General features: G+C 55.2%; 18 protein-coding genes. 12 read left to right on the forward strand and 6 right to left on the reverse strand.

Annotation, left to right across the window (positions count from 1 at the left end; all coding sequences use genetic code 11):
* Window positions 1-64: 64 nt before the first annotated feature.
* Window positions 65-778: a GntR family transcriptional regulator gene (locus CMO10_RS01265; protein ID WP_297018525.1), complete on the forward strand. Its 714-nt coding sequence runs from the start codon at window positions 65-67 to the stop codon at window positions 776-778.
* Between the two features lie 113 nt (window positions 779-891).
* Here the strand turns inward: CMO10_RS01265 and CMO10_RS01270 are convergent, their stop codons facing one another.
* A complete protein-coding gene (locus CMO10_RS01270; RefSeq protein ID WP_297018526.1) occupies window positions 892-1,317 on the reverse strand; it encodes a nuclear transport factor 2 family protein in 426 nt (141 codons plus the stop codon).
* A gap of 270 nt (window positions 1,318-1,587) precedes the next feature.
* On the opposite strand from CMO10_RS01270, the gene CMO10_RS01275 reads away from it, so the two are divergent.
* From CMO10_RS01275 to CMO10_RS01290, 4 genes are all read left to right on the forward strand, one after another.
* Window positions 1,588-2,775 (forward strand): ABC transporter substrate-binding protein, encoded by a 1,188-nt coding sequence (locus tag CMO10_RS01275; RefSeq protein ID WP_297018527.1) that lies wholly within the window; start codon window positions 1,588-1,590, stop codon window positions 2,773-2,775.
* 103 nt (window positions 2,776-2,878) lie between these two features.
* Window positions 2,879-3,754, forward strand: a complete 876-nt coding sequence (locus CMO10_RS01280) for a branched-chain amino acid ABC transporter permease (protein WP_044827078.1) — start codon at window positions 2,879-2,881, stop codon at window positions 3,752-3,754.
* On the forward strand, window positions 3,754-6,333 hold the full coding sequence (locus CMO10_RS01285) for a branched-chain amino acid ABC transporter ATP-binding protein/permease (RefSeq protein WP_297018528.1): 2,580 nt from the start codon (window positions 3,754-3,756) through the stop codon (window positions 6,331-6,333). The genes CMO10_RS01280 and CMO10_RS01285 overlap by 1 nt, the downstream gene beginning before the upstream one ends.
* A complete protein-coding gene (locus tag CMO10_RS01290) occupies window positions 6,326-7,546 on the forward strand; it encodes an amidohydrolase family protein (protein WP_297018529.1) in 1,221 nt (406 codons plus the stop codon). Before CMO10_RS01285 ends, CMO10_RS01290 begins: the two co-directional genes overlap by 8 nt.
* Before the next feature lie 314 nt (window positions 7,547-7,860).
* Here the strand turns inward: CMO10_RS01290 and CMO10_RS01295 are convergent, their stop codons facing one another.
* Entirely contained in the window at window positions 7,861-8,091 is a 231-nt protein-coding gene (locus CMO10_RS01295) for a hypothetical protein (RefSeq protein WP_297018530.1), read from the reverse strand.
* Window positions 8,092-8,312: 221 nt separating this feature from the next.
* Here CMO10_RS01295 and CMO10_RS01300 point away from each other — a divergent pair, with 221 nt between their 5' ends.
* Window positions 8,313-8,741, forward strand: coding sequence for an Lrp/AsnC family transcriptional regulator (locus CMO10_RS01300; protein ID WP_297018531.1), 429 nt, complete (start codon window positions 8,313-8,315; stop codon window positions 8,739-8,741).
* Between the two features lie 58 nt (window positions 8,742-8,799).
* Here CMO10_RS01300 and CMO10_RS01305 read toward each other — a convergent pair whose 3' ends face one another.
* A complete protein-coding gene (locus CMO10_RS01305; protein ID WP_297018532.1) occupies window positions 8,800-10,041 on the reverse strand; it encodes a saccharopine dehydrogenase family protein in 1,242 nt (413 codons plus the stop codon).
* Between the two features lie 80 nt (window positions 10,042-10,121).
* A complete protein-coding gene (nspC, locus tag CMO10_RS01310) occupies window positions 10,122-11,219 on the reverse strand; it encodes a carboxynorspermidine decarboxylase (RefSeq protein ID WP_044827062.1) in 1,098 nt (365 codons plus the stop codon).
* A gap of 556 nt (window positions 11,220-11,775) precedes the next feature.
* Between nspC and CMO10_RS01315 the strand changes: the two genes are divergently transcribed.
* On the forward strand, window positions 11,776-12,264 hold the full coding sequence (locus tag CMO10_RS01315; protein WP_297018533.1) for a VOC family protein: 489 nt from the start codon (window positions 11,776-11,778) through the stop codon (window positions 12,262-12,264).
* Between the two features lie 23 nt (window positions 12,265-12,287).
* On the opposite strand, the gene CMO10_RS01320 is transcribed toward CMO10_RS01315, so the two are convergent.
* Window positions 12,288-13,319 carry a LacI family DNA-binding transcriptional regulator gene (locus CMO10_RS01320; protein WP_297018534.1) on the reverse strand — a complete coding sequence of 344 codons (1,032 nt, stop codon included), beginning with the start codon at window positions 13,317-13,319 and terminating at the stop codon, window positions 12,288-12,290.
* Between the two features lie 177 nt (window positions 13,320-13,496).
* On the opposite strand from CMO10_RS01320, the gene CMO10_RS01325 reads away from it, so the two are divergent.
* The 5 genes from CMO10_RS01325 to CMO10_RS01345 all read left to right on the forward strand — a co-directional run bounded on the left by CMO10_RS01325 (window position 13,497) and on the right by CMO10_RS01345 (window position 19,463).
* Window positions 13,497-15,050: a sugar ABC transporter ATP-binding protein gene (locus CMO10_RS01325; protein WP_297018535.1), complete on the forward strand. Its 1,554-nt coding sequence runs from the start codon at window positions 13,497-13,499 to the stop codon at window positions 15,048-15,050.
* Window positions 15,043-16,056 carry an ABC transporter permease gene (locus CMO10_RS01330; RefSeq protein ID WP_297018536.1) on the forward strand — a complete coding sequence of 338 codons (1,014 nt, stop codon included), beginning with the start codon at window positions 15,043-15,045 and terminating at the stop codon, window positions 16,054-16,056. Before CMO10_RS01325 ends, CMO10_RS01330 begins: the two co-directional genes overlap by 8 nt.
* Window positions 16,057-16,119: 63 nt before the next feature.
* Entirely contained in the window at window positions 16,120-17,076 is a 957-nt protein-coding gene (locus CMO10_RS01335; protein WP_297018537.1) for an ABC transporter substrate-binding protein, read from the forward strand.
* 102 nt (window positions 17,077-17,178) lie between these two features.
* Entirely contained in the window at window positions 17,179-18,234 is a 1,056-nt protein-coding gene (locus CMO10_RS01340) for a sugar phosphate isomerase/epimerase family protein (protein WP_297018538.1), read from the forward strand.
* Window positions 18,235-18,299: 65 nt separating this feature from the next.
* Complete coding sequence (locus CMO10_RS01345; RefSeq protein WP_297018539.1) at window positions 18,300-19,463, forward strand: Gfo/Idh/MocA family protein; 1,164 nt, start codon at window positions 18,300-18,302, stop codon at window positions 19,461-19,463.
* Between the two features lie 87 nt (window positions 19,464-19,550).
* Here the strand turns inward: CMO10_RS01345 and CMO10_RS01350 are convergent, their stop codons facing one another.
* A complete protein-coding gene (locus tag CMO10_RS01350) occupies window positions 19,551-21,119 on the reverse strand; it encodes a hypothetical protein (protein ID WP_297018540.1) in 1,569 nt (522 codons plus the stop codon).
* Window positions 21,120-21,196: the final 77 nt, after the last annotated feature.

A 21,196-nucleotide genomic window follows, 5' to 3' on the forward strand; every position in this document is an offset into this window, starting at 1 on the left:
CATGCAATCCTTTATACAAGCGCAAGAGATAAACAGATCCAAACAAGAAACTCGGCGGGCAGGGATGAAAGCAGCGGACAAGGCAAAGCATCGCACAGACATGATCAGTTCGGCATTGCGTTCGGCAATTCTCGAACGTGTTCTGATGCCCGGCATGAAGCTGCCTGAGGATTCCCTGGGCGAGCGGTTTGGTGTCAGCCGAACCCTTATTCGCCAGTCGCTTGAAAGGCTTGCCGCTGAAGGGCTGGTCGAGTTGCGTCGAAACAAGGGCGCGATGGTCGCAAGGCCCAGCCTTGAAGAGGCCCGCGATTTGTTTGAGCTGCGCACCCAGATCGAAGACCTTGTCATTAGCCGGGTGGTCAAGAATATGAGCCCGGAAATTCTTGGCGAGCTTGAAGCCCACCTTGCCAAAGAAGTCGAAGCCGAACATGCGTCCGAGCCGATTTCGATCCGGCTTGCCACTGAATTCCATATCCTTCTTGCACGCCTTGCCGGAAGCCCGGTTTTGCTGCGTTATGTCGAGGAAATCGGTTATCGCTGTGGTCTGACTCTGTCGCTTTATGCCCGCCCGCATTCGACCGATTGCGGCATTCAGGAGCATCGCCAGATTATCGATGCCCTGGCCAAGGGGGACGAGGGCACCGCGCGCAAACTGATGCGTCATCACCTGACGGCGGTTGCCGACCGGGCCTTGTTCCGAACAGAAGAAGGCGGGCCGCTTCTGTATCTTGATGCGCTTGAACCCTATGCCAAAAAGGTGCGTGACGGCGGCGCCTGAGCCGGGCTCGCCATCACGCGCAGATTGGCGCGCACGCAGATCAAGGACGGTGCGCGTCATAAACTGATGCCGGGCGTGTCGTCCTGACTGCATGGTTCGGGTTCCTGCGGAAATCAGGCCTTGATGCCCTTGCGGATCAGAATGCGTTCCGCACTTTCGTTCCAGACATCCATTTTGACGATCTTGCCGTTTTCAATCACGAAACGGTCGATGTAACGGTTGCCTTCAAACGGGGTGCCGTCCGGCCATTCGCCGTACAGCCAGCCGGTGCTGTAAACAACGGTCTGACCTTTGGTGTGGGCGACATCAAACTGACCGAACTTCTTTTTCACCCATTTATAGCGTGCGGCATTGAATGCCGTGGTGCCCGACGGATGGTCGTATTTCTGACCATCGGTAAAGGTGATGACGACATCATTGGACATGAAGGTTGCCGCCAGTTCCGGGTCGGGCTTCATGGATGCATCAAGAAAATCACGCACGGTTTGGGCCTCGGGCGGCAAGGTGTCGAGCACATTTTCCGTGGTCTGGTCGGTCATTTGGAAATCCTCTGTTCGCAGGAATTGATCTGTCTACAGCATAAACGGTGTGCATAAAATTTGCATGCATTAATTTTATGCAAAAATTGCATGCAATCTGCGTATACATGAGGCAATTGCGGTTTTAAAGATAACAGGAAATATTCTAACTATCTGATTTTTAATGTTTCTGATTCTTGGCACGTCCCTTGCTGCAGTGCGGTGACTATTTGGTGCGCATCACGAATATGCGACGCCGGACGACGCAGTCACATAATCAGGGAGTCTCACATGCCTATTTCCTCGCCTTTCCCGAAAATAACACGCCGTGCTGCCCTTCTCGGGGCTGCTGCGGCGCTGATGTTTGCGGCCGCCTTGCCTGCCCATGATGCCCGTGCAGATGATACCGTGAAGCTTGGCCTTGTTGCCGCGCTGAGCGGTCAGTCGGCCAAATCGGGTGAAGCGATTACCCGTGGTATCACGCTTGCGATTGACAAGATCAATGCCGAGGGCGGCGTTCTTGGCAAGCCGCTTGAACTCGTTTCGCGTGATGATGAAAGCAACCCGGGCAAGGGTCTGGTTGCTGCCCGTGAACTGACTCAGCGCGAAGGCGTTGCCGCACTTATCGGTGGTCTTGATACGCCGGTCTCGTTTGCCATCGTGCCTTATGCCAACCAGCAGAAAATTCCGTTCATCGGTCCGTGGGCTGCTGGTACCGGGATCACTAAAAACGGTGCCGAGGAAAACTATGTCTTCCGCGTTTCCGCCGTTGATGAATATGTCGATGAAGCCATTACCGAATATCTGATTGCCAATTACGGTGCCAAGAAGCCGGGCATGATCCTGATTAACAACCCGTGGGGGGAGTCCAACGAGAAGGGCTTGCTCAAGGCGCTTGAAAAGCGTGGCATGGAACATGCCGGGATTGAGAAGTTTGAATCCAACGACGTTGATGTTGTCCCGCAGCTGACCCGTCTTAAGGAAAACGGTGCGGACTCCCTGTTTGTCGTTGCCAACGTTGCCCCGACCGCACAGGTGATCAAGTCTCTTGATCGTATGGGCTGGGATGTTCCGATTTCATCACACTGGGGGCCGGCCGGTGGCCGCTTCACCGAACTGGCGGGCAAGTCGGGTGAAAAAGTCCACTTCATCCAGACCTATCTGTTCACCGATCCGGCAAACCCGATGTTTGTCAAACTTCAGGAGAAATTCCCGGAGATTGAAACCCTTGCCGACGTGACCCCGGCAACGGGCATTGCCAACGCCTATGACGCGACCCTTCTGATTGCAGCGGCGATTGAAAAAGCCGGTTCGACCGAAGGTCCGGCCATCCGCGAAGCGATGTACGAGATCAGCGGTGTTGAAGGCATGATCAAAACCTATGACACGCCGTTCACCCCGGACGATCAGGATGCGCTTGGTCCGGAAGATTACACCTTCGCGCATTTCGTCGAAGGTCAGATCATTCCGATCAAATAAGCGATCTATCCAACCCGAATGGCGTGTTCCCAATGCGCGCCATTCGGGGATTTATCCATTTTAATGATGCACTTACGTGCACGGCATAAGCAGGCAACGGGCAATGACGTTATTTATCGCAGCTCTGATTACCGGGATCGGTTTGGGCAGTATGTACGGGCTGATCGCGCTTGGTTTTCAGATCACCTATTCGGTGTCCTCAAAGGTCAACTTTGCCCAAGGATCGATGGTGATGCTGGGCGCTGTTCTGGGCTTTGTGTTCTGCGAACGATACGGTTTTCCCGTCATTGTCGGTTATCCGCTAGCCATTCTGTGCTGCGGGCTTGCCGGTATTCTTGTCGAGTTTTTCCTTGTCCGCCCCTTTGCCATTCGCAATTCCGAAGCCTGGCTGATGGCGACTGTCGCGGGCGGCATTTTGCTTGATAACGCGGTCCTGTTTACCTTCGGTAATGAGCCACGCACCCTGCCATCCGCCCTGGTTGGCGAAAGCTGGAATGTGTTTGGCACGGGTGTTTATCCGCAACAAATCCTGATCCCGGTTGCCGCAATTGGTGTGGCCCTCGCACTTCATGCCCTGTTCCGTCATACCCGGCAGGGACGTGCGCTTCTGGCTGTTGTGCAGAACCTTCAGGCGGCCAAGCTGATGGGGATCAACACCACATTGATGGTGACCGGATCCTTTGCCATTTCATCGATGCTCGCCGGTTGTGCCGGGCTTTTGATTGCGCCGCTGTTTTCGGTACATTCCGATATGGGTACGCTTTTCGGGCTCAAGGCCTTTGCGGTTGCCATTCTGGGCGGCATGACATCGGCCTATAGCGTCATGTTGGCAGGCTTTATCTATGGTCTGGTCGAGGCCGGTGTGACCACCTATCTCGGATCATCCTACACCTTCATCGTCGTGTTCGCGCTTGTGATCGCGGTTCTGACCGTCAAACCAAGCGGCCTGTTTGGCCGTGCTGCGATCAAGAAGGTCTGATGATGAAACGCGATATGAAATTCAAAAATCCGATGCCCAAACTCAATAAACCCGTCGCCCTTGATAGTGTGATCCTGGCGGCCATCATTGCCGGTTTGATCGGGGTGACGATGGCGGGCGGTTATACCCAGTTCGTCATCGGCCTTGTCGCCATCACCACGGTTTTGTGCGTGGGGCTGAATGTTTTGTATGGTCTGACCGGACTGGTTTCGCTTGGCCAGGTCGGCTTCTTTGCCATTGGCGCCTATGCCAGTGCGATCCTGACCCTGGCCGGGCTTAATTTCTGGATGGCGCTGATTGCGGCAACCGTGATTGCCGGATTGGCGGGCTGTGTTTTGGCACTGTCGGCTGTGCGGATGGCGGGGCCGTTCCTTGCCATGGTGACGATTGCCTTTGCCTTTATTGTCGAACATGGCGCGATTGAATGGCGGGCGTTGACCGGTGGGCAAAACGGCCTTATGGGCTTCCCGATGCCCGAACTGTTTGGCTATATGTTTAGCGAACGTGATCTGGTGATGCTGTGCGTTATTCTGGCCGGTGTTGCGCTGTTTGCCTTCCGCCGACTGGCGACAAGTGGCTGGGGCATGGCAATGACCAGCATGCGGGACGCGGAAATCGCCGCAAGCTCGCTTGGCTATAACGCCTTTGCCGTCAAGGCATCGGGCTTTGCGATTGCGGCCGCCATGGCCGGTCTTGCCGGTGCGCTTTTCGCGCCGCTGATGATGTTTATCGCGCCTTCGAACTTCCCGCTCAGCCAATCGATCCTGTATCTGTTTGCCGTCATTCTGGGCGGTGCCGGCACGGTTTTGGGCCCGCTGGTGGGGGCATCGGTTTCGGTACTGTTGCCGGAACTTCTCGCCGACTTTGCCGAATATCGCCTGCTGATCTTTGGTGCGCTTTTGATCGTCGTGTTGTTGATCGCGCCGCGCGGGATTGTTGGCGTGATTGAACGCTTCATCCCGCTTGCCAAGCGCGGAGTGACGGCAATCCCGGCAGCCGAAATCGAAGCCGGGCTTAAGGATTACGCCAAATCAGATGGTCTGGTGGTTGAAAACCTGTCGATTGCCTTTGGCGGGGTGAAGGCGGTAAATTCCGTTTCCTTTACTGCCAAGCCGGGTGATGTCACATCCATCATCGGTCCGAACGGGGCCGGTAAAACCACCCTTTTGAACATCATCAGCGGTTTCTACAAACCGACCGAAGGAACGGTGCGCATCGGCGATCAGGACATCGCAGGCAAGCCGACCGATTTTGCCGCGCGTAATGGCATTGCACGCACCTATCAGGCGACCCGTCTGTTTGAAAACATGTCGGTGATCGATAACGTGATTGCCGGTATTCCGGTTGGCCGGTTTGGCAAACCGTTCAGCGCAATTGCCTCGGAGGCAAACCGCAACCATGCCGCAGGACTTCTGGCATTTTGTGGTTATCATGGTGATATCGATGCCCGTGCCGGTGATCTGCCGCATGTGGACCGCAGGCTTGTTGAAATTGCGCGGTCGCTGGCGACCAAGCCCGGTGTTCTGTTGCTTGATGAACCGGCTGCTGGCCTGATGCATGCCGATAAGGTGTCGCTGGCCAAATTGCTGCGCCAGCTGGCCGATGCCGGGATTACGGTGGTGCTGGTCGAACATGACATGGAAATGGTCATGGGTATTTCCGATCAGATCCTGGCGGTTGATGCCGGTACTCCGATCATCTTTGATACGCCGCAGGCTGTGCAGAACGACCCGCAGGTTATCGCTGCTTATCTTGGTGATGGCGAAATGAAAGCCCGCCCGCGCCCGATCCCGTTTGAGGCCGGGGACTCACCAGTCATCGAAACCCTGCGTCTGACTGCGGGCTATGGTGCCGCCCCGGTTCTGCATTCTATCGACCTTAAAGTCCGTCAGGGCGAAATGGTTGCACTTCTGGGTGCAAACGGTGCGGGTAAATCGACCTTCCTGACGGCACTTTCCGGGTTACTGCGCCCCGTAGAAGGCAAGATCGTTATGAATAACGAGTATATCCACGACCTTGCCCCGCATCAGATCGTGGAACAAGGTTTGGTTCTGGTGCCTGAGGGCCGTCAGGTGTTCCCGGAACTGACGGTGCGCGAAAACATCGAGCTGGGGGCTTACAAGCAACCCAAGCCGGTCAGTTCTGAAGAGCTTGAAGCCATCCTCAATCGTTTCCCGCGTTTGCGCGATCGCATCAACAGCCCGGCCGGTCTTCTGTCAGGTGGCGAGCAGCAAATGATGGCGATTGCCCGTGGTCTGGTGGCGAAACCCAAGGCGCTGTTGCTTGATGAGCCGTCCCTTGGTCTGGCGCCTGCCATGGTCGAGGAGCTTTATGCCATTCTGGGCGAATTGCGCGATGAAGGTGTCACCATCCTTCTGGTCGATCAGATGGCAACCATGGCGCTTTCAGTGGCCGACTACGCCTATGTCCTTGAGCAGGGGCAGGTAGTTGCCGAAGGCAAGGCATCTGACCTTCGTCAGGATGAACGCCTGATTGCGGCCTATCTCGGCGGTGCCGAACAGGGTGACAAAACCCCAAAAGACAAAAACCCGGAACAGGGAGCACATGAGAATGCTTGATTATCTGGTGAGGAACGCCTGCCTACCCGGTGAGAATACGCTTGTCGATCTTGCCGTGGCGGATGGAAAAATTGTTGAAATTGCCCAGTCAATTGCGGGTGATGGACCAAGCTTTGATGCGAACGGCCAACTGATCAGCTGCGGTTTTGTCGAAAGCCACATCCATCTTGATAAGGCCTGCATCCTTGATCGCGCCAAGAATGAGACCGGCACGCTGCAGGGCGCGATCAGTGCGGTCGCCAATGCCAAAAGCGGCTTTACCGAGGATGACATCTACGCCCGTGGTGCCCGCGTCATTGAAAAAGCAATTACCGAGGGCACCAATGCGGTGCGCACCCATGTCGAAATTGATCCGGGCATCGGTTTGGCCGGCTTTAATGCCATCAAGCGGCTCAAGGCTGATTATGCCTGGGCGATGGATATCGAGATTTGCGTGTTCCCGCAGGAAGGGCTGTTTAACTATCCCGGAACCGAGGAACTCCTGCGCGAGGCGCTTGATAGCGGTGCCGATTTGCTGGGCGGTTGTCCTTATATGGATACCGATCCGAATGGGCAGATCCTGCGTCTGTTTGAAATGGCGCGCGACTATGATGTCGATCTGGATTTCCATCTGGATTTCGACCTTGATGCCAGCTGGCGCCATCTTGATGAAGTTGCCAAACAGTCCATCGCCTTTGGTTGGCAGGGGCGGGTGATGATCGGCCATGTGACCAAGCTGTCGGTCCTGCCGAAATCCGATCTTGAGGACACGATTTCCATCATGCGTGATGCCGGGATCGGCTTGACCGTTCTACCGGCAACCGATCTTTTCCTGACCGGGCGCGATCATGTTCATTCCGTACCATGTGGTGTGGCGCCTGCCCACAAGTTGGCCGCACACGGTGTCTGCTGCACGATTGCGACCAATAATGTGCTGAACCCGTTTACGCCCTATGGCGATTGTTCACTGTCACGCATGGCAAACCTGTATGCCAATGTCAGTCAGCTCGCGACCGAGGCAGAGCTTGATAACTGCTTTGCCATGGTGTCTGACGCCCCGGCAAAACTTCTTGGCCGATCAAACAAGATCGCGGTCGGTGAAGCCGCAAGCTTCATCGTCCTGCCAGCCCACAGCCGGGCACAGGTGGTATCCGAAATCAGCCGCCCGATCTGGGGCATGAAAGACGGGCGGGTAACGTTTGAACACCCGGCCGCAAAGCTTATTCGGCCATAAGTCAGACCAATGAAAAAGGGCAGCGTATGGGCTGCCCTTTTTTTGTATGAGGTTTGTCGATCTGTTTATGCGGCACCGTACCCTGCTGTTTGTTCCGCTGTGCGTTGGCTTGTTACTCCGGGTGGGTGGAGTTGCGGCGATTTGAACAGAACATAACCTGTGGTTTTTTAATTTGCATACGTGGTTTTACTGATGTATGCAGTCGCCCACAGCCCACGAGAAACAAAAAAAGAAGGCCAGACAGCGGGGTTAGCTGAATGGCCTTAAGGTATATCAGGTGTACGTAAAGGAGAGATATCAACGTTTGTAAGGGATTAGCCTAGGCGTCCTCCCCGACAAACGAGTTCGATATCCTGGCGGTCAATCCCGATGTCATCGAGGATCGACTGAGGTGCATTGTGCAGAAACTGTGCATCGCGCTGAATCTTACGTTGCTTTGCCCAGTTTCTCCGCACTTGGACGAGCCAGCGCCAGATAATCGCGCCGGCAGAGGGTGCGTGATTGGCGTTGGCAATGGAGAGTTTGCTCGTGATTAATGCTGGCATTTTGCTAGCCCGTTTTTTCGTTTCATCCCTATAGGTCAGGGGGTATCGCTGACCTGATGAAACACTAGCGGTTTTAAATTGCGGGTTGTACGCGTTTTTACGTAGTTTTTGCGTGATTTTCGCAATTATCGAGGGAAATTCAATTTCTCTTATCGTGCAAATAGTTCATTGTTGCGGGAACAATAAGGGACTATAGCGGGGAACTGGGGCCTTTCCTGAGAATGGATAATTTTGATTTACGCCTGCTTGAATTATTGCAGGTAAACAGCCGCCAAACGGGGAATGAGTTGGCGGATAAGGTAGGATTGTCACCTGCAGCATGCCTGAGACGCGTACAAAGACTGCGTGAAACGGGTGTGATCGAACGTGACATCGCTGTCGTGTCGCCGAAGGTATTTGGTAAGCGCATGACGGTCATGGTCTTGTTGACGGTCGAGCGTGACCGTCCTGACCGATATGTTTTGATGCGCGAAGAATTCGCCGGGATGCCGGAAGTTCTGCAATGCCATCACGTGACGGGCGCGCATGATTTTATTTTGCGTGTCCAGGTCGCCGATATGGAAGAATATAGCGCTTTGGTTGAGAGGGTGTTTCACGCCCCGCATATCCGGCGTTATGAAAGTCTGGCGGTTTTGGGATCGCTGAAATGAAAATGGCGGGCAAATTGCCCGCCATTTTTTGTAATGCGTGTCTGAGCTTCGAGCCGACTTAGGAGAAGTCGAGTGCCCGGTCGCCATCGGCGTCCTTGATGCGGGTCGGAAGGCCCATACCGTTCAGCAGGTTCAGGAACGGTTTGGCTGGCAGGTCTTCGACGTTTGCCATCTTCTTCACATCCCATTCGCCGGTCGCAATCAGCATGGCCGCCGCAACTGGCGGCACGCCCGCGGTATAGGAAATGCCCTGGCTGCCGACCTCATTGTAGGCATCCTTATGGTCCGCCACGTTATAGATCAGGACTTCGGTTTCCTTGCCGTTCTTGGTGCCCTTGACCAGATCACCGATGCAGGTCTTGCCGGTATAATCCGGTGCGAGCGAGCTCGGATCGGGCAGGCAGGCCTTAACAACCTTGAGCGGCACGACTTCAAGACCCTCGGCGGTGGTGACCGGTTTTTCAGACAGAAGGCCGATGTTTTTCAGAACTGTGAAGACATTGACGTAGTGATCGCCAAAGCCCATCCAGAAGCGGACATTGGGAACATCAAGGTTCTGGGAAAGCGAATGCACTTCGTCATGGCCGGTCATGAAGGTCTGGCTTTCGCCGACAACCGGCATGTCCCAGATCTTTTTGATCTCGAACATTTTGTTCGACTGCCACTTGCTGTCCTGCCAGGAATAAACCGTGCCGGTGAATTCGCGGAAGTTGATTTCCGGGTCAAAGTTGGTGGCGAAGTATTTGCCGTGGCTGCCGGCATTAATGTCGATGATGTCGATCGACTCAATCTTGTCGAAATAGTCCTCGACGGCCAGCTTGGCATAGGCGTTCACCACACCCGGGTCAAAGCCGACACCCAGAATCGCGGTCGTGCCAGCGGCTTCGCATTCCGCACGGCGTTTCCATTCATAGTTGGCATACCATGGCGGGTTCTCGCAGATTTTGTCCTGCTCTTCATGGATGGCGGTATCAAGATAGGCGACACCGGTTTTGATGCAGGCCGACATGACCGGCATGTTGATGAAGGCAGATCCGACATTGATGACGATCTCGACGCCGGTTTTTTCGATCAGGGCCGCAGTTGCATCCACATCGGTGGCATCCAGTGCATGGCCTTCAAGAACGCCGGAGTTCTTGAGGTTTTTCTTTTCATGGATGCTGTCGATGATTGCCTGGCACTTCGATGCCGTACGTGATGCGATATGAATATCGCCAAGCACGTCGTTATGTTGTGCGCATTTATGTGCAACGACCTGGGCGACGCCACCTGCGCCGATAATCAGAACATTCTTTTTCATGTCGGGCCAAAAACTCCCCTGTTTTGAGAGGTGGAGCACATCGTGCTCCGGTTCGCTATGAAAAGTGCCTTTTCGTATCCTTACGAAAGGCTCGAAACGTAGTCGTCAAAGGTGAACTCACGCACAACGCGCTCTGTTCCGTCGAGTTCCCGGATTACGATGGACGGCATGCCGACCCCGTTAAACCAGTTCTTTTTGACCATGGTGTAACCGGCCGCATCGTCGATGGAGATACGGTCGCCCACCTTGATCTCGTTTTCGAAATCGAATTCGCCAAAGACATCACCCGCAAGGCAGGACTTGCCACAGATCATATAGTGATGATCGCCCTTGTTCGGCAGCACCTTGGCATTTTCGCGATAGATCAGAAGATCAAGCATGTGTGCTTCGATCGAGCTATCAACGATGGCAAGGTTCTTGCCGTTAAACAGGGTATCGAGCACGGTGACCTCAAGGGTGGTGCTTTTCGTGATCGATGCTTCGCCGGGCTCAAGATAAACCTGTACGCCGAATTTCTCGGAAAACGCCTTGAGCCGCGCACAGAACTTATCAAGCGGGTAGTCATCGCCGGTGAAATGGATACCGCCGCCGAGGCTGACCCATTCCACACGCGATAGCAGCGATCCAAATTTTTCCTCGATATTGCCCAGCATCTGATCAAACAGATCAAAGTCGGCATTTTCGCAGTTATTGTGGATCATGAAGCCCGAAATACGGTCCATTACTGCTTCGACCTTGGTGACGTCCCATTCACCGAGACGCGAGAACGGGCGGGCCGGATCAGCAAGATCAAAGCTTGAAGTTGAGACCTGCGGGTTCAGGCGCAAACCGCGCACAATGCCTGATGCCTGATCGGCAAAGCGGGTCAGCTGGCTGATCGAGTTGAAGATGATCTTGTCGGCATTCTCAATGACCTCGGAAATCTCGTCATCGGAATAGGCGACACTATAGGCATGCGTTTCCTTGCCGAATTTCTGACGGCCCAGCTTGACCTCATGGAGCGAGGATGACGTCGTGCCATCCATATAGTCCGACATGAAGTCAAACACCGACCAGGTCGCAAAGCATTTCAGCGCCAAAAGTGCTTTTGCACCAGAATGTTGGCGCACATATGCGATCTTTTCCATGTTGCGCAGCAGCTTGGACTTGTCGATCAGGTAATAGGGCGTTGCGGGCATGGGCGGCTCTCTACAACTATGTCAGGGGAATGCGGATGAACTCGGAATGCGCGATCAGGCGTCTTTCGTTCCGGGTTTGGGCAAAATCACCATCAAGGTGGAAGGCAAGCGGCTTCTAGTGGTCAGCCTGGCGGTGCGTCATCCAGTAGACGGAGACAGATAAACTGTATTCATTCATCAGATGCCTCCATCCTTCGGGTTGTTGCCAATGGCGCAGGCCATCATGTGTGGCGTGCGCGTGATCTTGCATGTTTGCCGCGTCCCAATAGCAGTGCGGGTGGGGACGGTCAATACTGCAATGTCGCCTTTATTAGGCGATTTTCGATATCTCTGCATGTTGTGGTTTCATGACGCTTTGATCAAGGGGCAATCGCATTGATTTTCCCGCGCGATTTACCCATCTGTTTATCACGGGCAGCGTGCAACACGTTGATGCCCTGCCCGAAAACGAGACCCGGATCGTGCGCTTTTTGGGGCCCGGTTGCGAAGGTGCCAATCAGTGCAGATATGGATCCGGCGATAGGATGTTAAGGATCAAACCTGACGGAGGAGCCCCATGTCACCTGCACCTGTAAGTGTCGATCATCTTGCTTTTCCGACCCGCGACCTTGAAGCTACCGACCACTTTTATTCCAAGGTGGTGGGGGCAACACTGGTTCACGCGGAAAGTGGTTACAGGCCGTCCTGGAAAAGCGATTATTTGTTGATTACCTATGCGCTACCCGATGGCACGCGCCTGTCATTCTTTGACTGGCCGGCCGATACCGGGCCGTACCCGGATGATCCGGAAATGCCCGATGATGTGTTTCATATTGGCTTGCGCTGTGCCGCCCCGCGCGATGTGATCGCCTGGCAAAACCATCTGTTCCAGCACAAGGTCGTTTACCATAACGAGGATGATGGCAAATCCCGGCGGCTTTTCGTGCGTGATCCCAACGGTATCCGGTTTGAAATCTTTGCATCCGAACAGGCCCGATCAAACGACGATCACGAGGGCAATGCCCGGGCCGTCATTGGCGAGTGGCAAGGCGTTTCCAGTGCCTGACGGGGTGGGTGGAAGCCTTGCCCCTATTTGGGGCAGGGGCCGCTGCTTTGGCGGATAATCAGTTCCGTCGGAATGATGCTTGGGCCGCTATCATCTGCTGCAAGCGGCAGCTTGGAACCCAGGCGTTCCAGCAAAAGCGCAATCGCCTGTTCACCCAGACGACGGCGCGGCTGGCGTACGGTGGTTATTGGCGGGTCATAGGCCGCGGCATGTGGAATATCGTCAAAGCCGACGACAGACAGGTCTTCGGGAATGCGAAGGCCCTGTTCCTTGGCCGCGACAATCACGCCAATCGCCATGCCGTCACTTGAGCAGAAAACAGCCGTCGGTCGGGTTTTCGGATCGGCTAGCAAGGCCCGCCCGGCGGTAATGCCGGAATCAATTGAAAAGTCGCCTGTGTAAATCAGATCGGGATCAACTGTGATCCCGGCGGTTTCTAGCGCGCGGCGATATCCGGCAATGCGATCAATGGTCAGGATGTTTTTGGCTGGACCGGCAACATGGGCAATCCGGTGGTGGCCAAGATCGGTCAGGTGCCTTGTTGCGACAAAGGCCGCCTCGTCATTATCAATGATCACAGTCGGGAGTGCGCAGCCCGGTATACGTTCGCAGGCAATTACCACCGGCGGGGTAGCATTGGCCGGCGCATTGGCAAGGGCAACGGGCAGGCGGCCATTCAGCAGGATCATGGCGTCGGCCTGATTGCTGCGCAGGTAGGCAGCATAGGTTGCCTCGCGCTCGGGATCATTTTGCGTATCACCGATCAGAACGTTATAGCCCGCCTGGCTGGCACCTTTTTCAATGCCCGACAGAATCGCCGAAAAGAAAGGGTTTCCGATGTCAGGGACGAGCAAAAGGATCATGCCCGAACGGTTCAGGCGCAGGTTCCGTGCCATGACATTGGCGGTATAGCCGGTCGCAGCGATCGCAGATTGCACTTTCTCACGGGTGTTTTCCGACACCACGTCAGGTTTGTGCAGTGCCCGGCTGACAGTGGCGATAGACACCCCTGCATGGCGGGCAACATCTTCAATCGTCGCGATTTTTTCACTCATGCTTCTTCCTACTTCGCTGGTCCCAACCTGTCCAGCGGCATTCATTATGTGCTCGTTAGGGGTGATTTTGGTCACTTGAATGAAAATGTAAAGGTTTACATTGTAAATGAAAACGTTTACAGAGGACTCAACGAATGAGTTGATCGCAAAAAATGCGGCGCCAGGGAGGAACTATCAATGACGGATGCGGCCGTTCATGCCGTTAATCCCGGTCCCGACAGACCCGTACGTCTGTCCGGTCGGCAAATCAGCAAGTCATTCGGACCGGCACAGGTGCTTTTTGATGTGTCCATCGATCTGCACGCGGGCGAGGTCCATGCCCTTTTGGGTGAAAACGGTGCCGGTAAATCGACACTGGTGAAAATCCTGTCGGGCTATCATCAGCCGACCGGCGGCGAATTAGTCCTTGATAATGCATCAGTCTCTTTTGCCGATAGCGAAGCGGGCGAAAAGCACGGGGTCATCCTGATCCATCAGGAGCTTAACCTTGCCGAACAGCTGACCGTTGAAGAAAACATCTTTCTGGGTCGTGAGATCAAACGTGGCTGGTTCCTCGATAAAGCGGCAATGCGGGCTGAAACAGCCAGGCTGATGGATCAGTTGCAATGTGACATTGATCCGCGCACGCGCATTCGCGATCTTCCGGTTTCTGATCGTCAGATGGTCGAAATCGCCAAGGCGCTTTCCAAAAAGGCCGATATCCTGATCCTTGATGAACCGACCGCAGTCCTGACCGGGCGCGAGGTTGATATCCTGTTTGATCAGATCAGACGTCTGCGCGAACAGGGTGTCGCGATCCTTTATATTTCCCACAAGCTTGATGAGATCAAAACGCTGGCCGACCGTGTGACCGTCCTGCGCGATGGCCGGCACATCGTCACCCAACCCGTCGCCGATCTTGAAAAGGATGACATGGCGCGTTTGATGGTGGGCCGCGATATCCGCCAGATGTTCCCCGAACGTGCGGTGCCTGATCATGCTGATGTTGTGCTGTCGGTGCGCGGACTTTCGGTTACGGGTGCTGTGCGCGATGCCAGTTTTGACCTTCGGCGTGGAGAAGTTCTGGGCTTTGCCGGCATTGTTGGTGCCGGGCGCACTGCATTGATGGAAGCCATCATCGGATTGCGTGATCGTGAAAGTGGCGAGATCGCGCGCAATGGCGCGCCGGTCAGTATCCGAAGTCTGCAGGATGCGAAGAAGTGCGGCATTGCCTATCTGACCAAGGATCGCAAGGGCAGCGGGTTGTTGCTCAATATGGATATGAGGCCCAACCTGACTTTGCTCGCGCTTGAAAAGTTTGGCCGTATTCTGATTGACCGCAAGGCCGAGGAAGCCGCCCTTGAAAAGGCCATCGAGGCATTTGATATCCGCGCAGCCGATCCCAAGACCAAGGTCGGGGATTTTTCCGGCGGTAACCAGCAGAAGCTTTTGCTGGCCAAGGTCATGGAAACCGACCCGGATATTGTGATCATCGACGAGCCGACACGTGGCATTGATATCGGCACCAAAAGCCAGATTTACCATTTCATCGGCGATCTTACCAATCGCGGAAAATCCGTCATCCTCCTGTCGTCGGAAATGCCCGAAATGCTTGGCCTGTCAGACCGTATCGCGGTGATGGCAGCCGGCCACATTACCGGCATCCTCGAAGGAAACGACCGCAATGAACATGAAATCATGCGGCACGCGACAGGAATTTCAGGCAAGCAGGGAGTGTCTGTTCATGAGTAGCGCAGAGCGCACCAAAACCGCATCATCTGGCGGTTTTAGCATCGACTTCAAGGCGCTTGGGCCGTTTCTGGCGTTGGTTGGCCTGTTCATTCTGGGGACGGCGATCAACGAAGCCTTTTTGAGTGGTGGCAACCTTTCAAACATCTTCACCCGCGCGGCCTTTATCGGGATCATCGCGGTCGGGGCGACCTTTGTGATTACCGCAGGCGGGATTGATCTTTCGGTCGGCTCGATGGCGGCGTTCATTTCAGGCGCGATGATTGTCGTGATGAACGGACTGGTTGCCACATTGGGGGCCGGGATCGAGACAGTATTGCTGGGGATCTTGCTCAGCATCGTTTTGGGTGTCGGGGCAGGCGCAATCAACGGTCTGGTCAGCACAAAGGGCAAGATCGAAGCCTTTATCGTGACCCTTGGCACGATGGGGATTTACCGGTCGCTTGTGACCTATATGGCCGATGGCGGGACGCTGTCGCTTGATTTCGATGTGCGCGGCTTTTATCGCCCGGTCTATTACGGCGATATCCTTGGCATTCCGATGCCGGTGATTGTGTTCTTTGGCGTGGCAGTTGCCGGCTACATCCTTTTGAACATGACGCCGTTTGGCCGCAAATGCTTTGCCATCGGTTCGAACGAGCAGGTTGCGCAATATTCCGCAATCAATGTCGACCGCATCAAGACCCTGACCTATGTGATCCAGGGGCTGTGTGTGTCGCTTGCCACCATCATCTATGTGCCGCGTCTTGGTTCGGCATCAAGTTCGACCGGCGTGCTGTGGGAACTTGAAGCCATTGCCGCAGTGATCATTGGTGGCACCATGCTAAAGGGCGGCTATGGCCGGATCTGGGGCACGGTCGTCGGTGCGATCATGCTGACCACCATTGGCAATATTCTGAATTTGACGGATGCGATCAGTAACTATCTGAACGGGGCTGTTCAGGGGCTGATCATCATCGTTGCCGTGTTCCTGCAACGCGGGGACTGGCAACGCAAAAAAAGCAAATAACCGGCGATCAACGACCGGAAGAATGTGGAAAATGCATCATTTTTTGATCAGGAGGAGCGTTGAATGAAAACGTTTACAAAGTTTCTGGGGATCGCCTGTGCCTTCGGGCTTGGCGTTGCTGCCAGCGGTGCGATTGCGCAGGAAAAGATCAAAATTGGGGTTTCGATCCCGGCCGCGACCCATGGCTGGGCCGGTGGTCTGAACTGGCATGCCGAACAGGCCGAAAAACGCCTTGAGGCCACCTATTCCAATATTGATGTCATCGTCGTGACTGCGAATGGCGCATCCGAACAGGCCAACGACCTTGAAGATTTGTTGTCGGTTCAGAACATCGATGCGCTGGTGGTTCTGCCGTTTGAATCTGATCCGCTGACCGTTCCGGTCCAGCAGGTCAAGGAAGCTGGCAAGTTCGTTACCGTCGTTGATCGTGGTCTTTCGATCCCGGGCATTGAGGATGTCTATGTTGCGGGTAACAACCCGGAACTGGGCCGTGTTGCCGGTGAATACATGCGTGAACGTCTGAATGACGCGGGCAAGATCGTTGTCCTGCGTGGCATTCCGACCACGGTTGATACCGAACGCGTGGACGCGTTTGTTGAAACCCTTGAAGGGTCGGATATCGAGATCCTCGATATGAAACATGCCAACTGGAACCGTGATGACGGCTATGAAGTGATGCAGGACTTCCTGTCGCGCTTCCCGGAAATCAATGCGGTCTGGGCACAGGATGACGACATCGCCCTTGGCGTGATCGAGGCCGTCAAGCAGGCCGAACGCACCGATGAAATGTTCATCGTTGGCGGCGGCGGCATGAAGGACATCATCAAACGCGTGATGGATGGTGATGAACTGACCCCGATTGACGTGCTGTATCCGCCGGCAATGATCGCAACCGCGATGGACATCACCGCGATGAAGTTCACCTCAAACGCACCGGTCGAAGGCCGTTACATTCTGGGCGCGACCAAGGTCACCCCGGAAAATGCCGAGAACTTCTATTTCCCGGACAGCCCGTTCTGATCCGACAGACCGATGATGGCACCGGGTGGATTACCGCCCGGTGCCAGACTGCCACCTATACGCATACCAATACCCACAAGAACAAACTCAAAGAGGCCCGTGATGAAAACGCTTAAGGGACCGGCACTTTTCCTTGCCCAGTTTGCAGGTGACGAAGAACCGTTCAACAGCCTTGATTCCATCGGAAAATGGGCGGCATCACTGGGCTATAAAGGGGTTCAGATCCCCACTTGGGACGAACGCCTGTTTGATTTGCAAAAGGCTGCTGACAGCAAGGATTACTGTGACGAGGTCAAAGGCACCCTTGCAGCCCATGGCATTGAGGTGACCGAACTTTCGACCCATCTGCAGGGGCAACTGGTTGCCGTCCATCCGGCATATGACGAAATGTTTGATGGCTTTGCCGCCCCCGAGGTGCGCGGTAACCCCAAGGCACGCCAGGAATGGGCGGTTAGCCAGGTCAAGGCAGGGATCAAGGCATCGCGCAATCTGGGCATTGATGTCCATGGCACGTTTTCTGGTGCGCTGGCCTGGCCCTATGTCTATCCGTGGCCGCAACGCCCGGCCGGGCTGATTGAAACGGCGTTTGATGAACTTGCCAAACGCTGGACCCCGATCCTGAACGCGGCCGAAGACGTTGGCGTTGATGTCTGCTTTGAAATTCATCCGGGCGAAGACCTGTTTGACGGCGCGACCTTCGAGATGTTTCTGGAGCGCGTAAACAATCACGCACGCGCCAACATCCTTTATGATCCGAGCCACTTTGTTCTCCAGCAGCTTGATTACCTTGATTTCATCGATATCTATGCCGATCGTATCCGCATGTTCCACGTCAAGGATGCGGAATTTAATCCGACCGGTCGTCAGGGCGTCTATTCCGGTTATCAAAGCTGGATGGATCGCGCCGGTCGGTTCAGGTCGCTTGGCGACGGGCAGGTCGATTTTGGTGCGATTTTCTCGAAGCTGGCGGCGATTGATTTTGATGGCTGGGCCGTGCTGGAATGGGAATGCGCGCTGAAGCATCCCGAAGACGGCGCACGCGAAGGTGCGGAATTCATTAGAAACCACATCATTCGCGTGACGGAAAAGGCATTTGACGATTTTGCCGATGGCGGCACGGACCTGTCGGCAAATCGCCGCATTCTTGGTATCGACTAGGTCGCATATTATTAAGCAGCGTGCCTAGCGCGCCGTCAGACCAGATCAGGACTTTGGAGACAGACATGAATACGCAAACATCCCTCGGCCGCCGCCTTCGTCTGGGTATGGTTGGCGGTGGGCAGGGGGCCTTTATCGGCGCTGTGCACCGGATTGCCGCCCGGCTTGATGACCGATATGAACTGGTGGCTGGCGCGCTGTCCTCAAAGCCCGATGTTGCCGCCGCATCAGCCGCCGAGCTGTTCATCGCGCCGGACCGCAGCTATGACAGTTTCGAAGACATGGCCAGGCAGGAAGCTGCGCGCGAAGACGGCATTGATGTCTGTGCGATTGTCACCCCCAATCACCTGCATTTCCCCGCGGTGATGGCGATGCTTGATGCCGGCATTCACGTAATTTGCGACAAGCCTCTGTGCCTGACCGTGCAAGAGGCCGAACAGATCGAAGCCAAAATTGCCGAGGCGGGCCTTCTGTTTGCGTTGACGCATAACTACACGGCCTATCCCATGGTGCGCGAAGCACGCCAGATGGTGGCCGACGGCGAGCTTGGCAATATTCGCCTTGTTCAGGTGGAATATGCCCAAGGCTGGATGGCCACCCGGGTCGAGGATACCGATAACAAACAGGCCACCTGGCGCGCTGATCCGGCAAAGGCCGGCATGGGCGGCGCACTGGGCGATATCGGCACCCACGCGCATAACCTCGCCAACTTTGTGTCGGGGCTTGAGATCAGCGAGCTTTGTGCCGATGTCGATGCCATCGTTCCGGGCCGCAAGCTTGATGACAATGTCCAGATCCTGCTGCGCTATGCCAATGGTGCGCGCGGGATGCTGTGGGCCAGCCAGGTCGCGGTTGGTCATGAAAACGGGCTTCGTCTGCGGATTTATGGCGATAAGGGCAGCATCGAATGGGGACAGGAACATCCCAACCAGCTGTTGTTCCGCAAGCTCGACGCACGCCCGGAACTGATCACGCGCGGCGGACCGGGCAATGGTGCCAATGGCCAGCGCAATATCCGTGTCCCGTCTGGTCACCCGGAAGGCTATCTTGAAGGCTTCGCCAGCCTGTATACAGACTTCGCTGATCAATTGACGGCGCACATAAGCGGGGCAAAAATCGACCCGGCCAGCTGCCTTGTGCCCGGCGTAAAAGAGGGGCTTGATGGTATGAAATTCGTCGAGGCCGTCGTGCGATCCGGTCAGGATGGCGCGGTTTGGGTTAAAATGTGAGGATCCCTCACATCGGTGAAATCCTGATACGTCTCGAACGGTATTAATCGAAAAGAGCCGCTCCTTGATGGGGCGGCACTTTTGCGATCAGCGTTTGACGAATTCCTTGCCGTCGATGGTCAGGACCCGGCCATTGAAACTGCAATTAGCACTGCCATTCGGGATGGCTGTGCGCTGCAGGACAGCACCCGACCCGGCATCGGAATAGACACCTTCGCCGTAGTCAAAGCTGATGCGATTGGCCGAGGTCGTGAAACGAAAATCAATGTCGAACTGATATTCGCTGCCATAGGTGCGCTGGCGGAAATGACCACTGCCGCTGCCTGATCCATTCATGTTGTAGGACGTCAAACCGTTGTCAGCCGTAAAGGTGCCGGTTGCGGTGGTGCAGTCGTCACGCTTTTGCGCGGCTGCTGCGGCGTCGTTTGCGGCTTGCTGGGCAGCGGCAAGTTCGCGTGCCTCGGCAAGTGCCTGGGCGGCTGCCAGTTCTTCAAGGCGTTTTTTCTCAAGACGCTGGCGTTCGATTTCGGCGAGGCGTTTTTCCTCGGCAAGCAGACCCTCAAGCTCGGCCTTGGATGCGATTTCCTTGCCATGGAAATAGGCGCATTCTTTGGCGTCGTTGGGTGCCGTGCCGCACGGGATCATGCCGGTCAGGTCAGACAGTTCATTGTAGTTTTCAACTTCAAGCCAGCTGCCATCCTTTTCGGTCAGGCGGCCGCTGCGATCCGGATCGCCTCCCTTCATCCAGCCTTCCCATTGCGTGCCGTCTGCAAATTTCAGTGTTCCCGACAGTGGCACACCCGCCTCATAGGTGCCTTCAAAGGTTTTGCCGGTAATCCATCTGGTGATGTCTTCGGGTTTGAAATCCATGGTTTCGCGGTCAATCGCGCCAGGGGTTTCGCCGCCATCGTTTAGAATGAAGGTGCCTGATATCTCGGTCGGGGTGATTTCAGCCTTGGTAATCTTGACGATTTCCTCGCCATTTTTGCGAATGCCGACGATGCCCTTACCATCTGTGCGAATTTCACCACGAGACTGCTGACCGCGATATTCAAGCTGCCAGCCATTTCCGCGCTGAATAACGATCGGGGCATAGAGCATATCGATTCGAACGGTTTTGTTGGCTGGCGGCAGCATCTCGACAAAAAGGGTCTGGCTGGCCTGTTCGACGGTGTTTTTGAAGTAACCGTATTTTGCATCCAGCAAGGCCAGCGAACCTGCGTCGACGGTAACCGGGCCTTCAAACAAGATTGCGCCACCATGCTCGATCCGGACCTGATAGGTGCCCGGCCACAACTGGGCAACATGACGGTGACCTGGCATCAGCATCGTGCCGCTATAGGGTTTGAAGTTCGGACTGTCCGTCGACCCGGTCACATAGATGTTCCAGTAATCGGGAGTCGGCCCGTTCGGATCGACCGTGAATGAAAGCACGCCCCACGGGACTTTGGATTTGGCAAGTTTCGGCTGCGAGGTCTGTGTAGCTGTGCTTGTGCTTTTTTGTGTCGACGTCTGGGAACTGCTTGATCCGGAAAACAGGTCAGAGCCGATACCAGCGAGATCAGTCGTCTGACATCCGGCCAGCGCAAGTAGCACAATCAGGAAAGAAGTCTTGTGAAACAGGCGGAAACAGGCGTTTTGGACAGTTTTCTGCATGGACATCCCCCTGATGCAGACCGAACGTTCGATATTTGCGCACAGAACCCGGATTTGGGGAAGATGGTTTGATCGGG

It is taken from the genome of Thalassospira sp., assembly GCF_002709775.1.
Taxonomy (GTDB): Bacteria; Pseudomonadota; Alphaproteobacteria; order Rhodospirillales; family Thalassospiraceae; genus Thalassospira.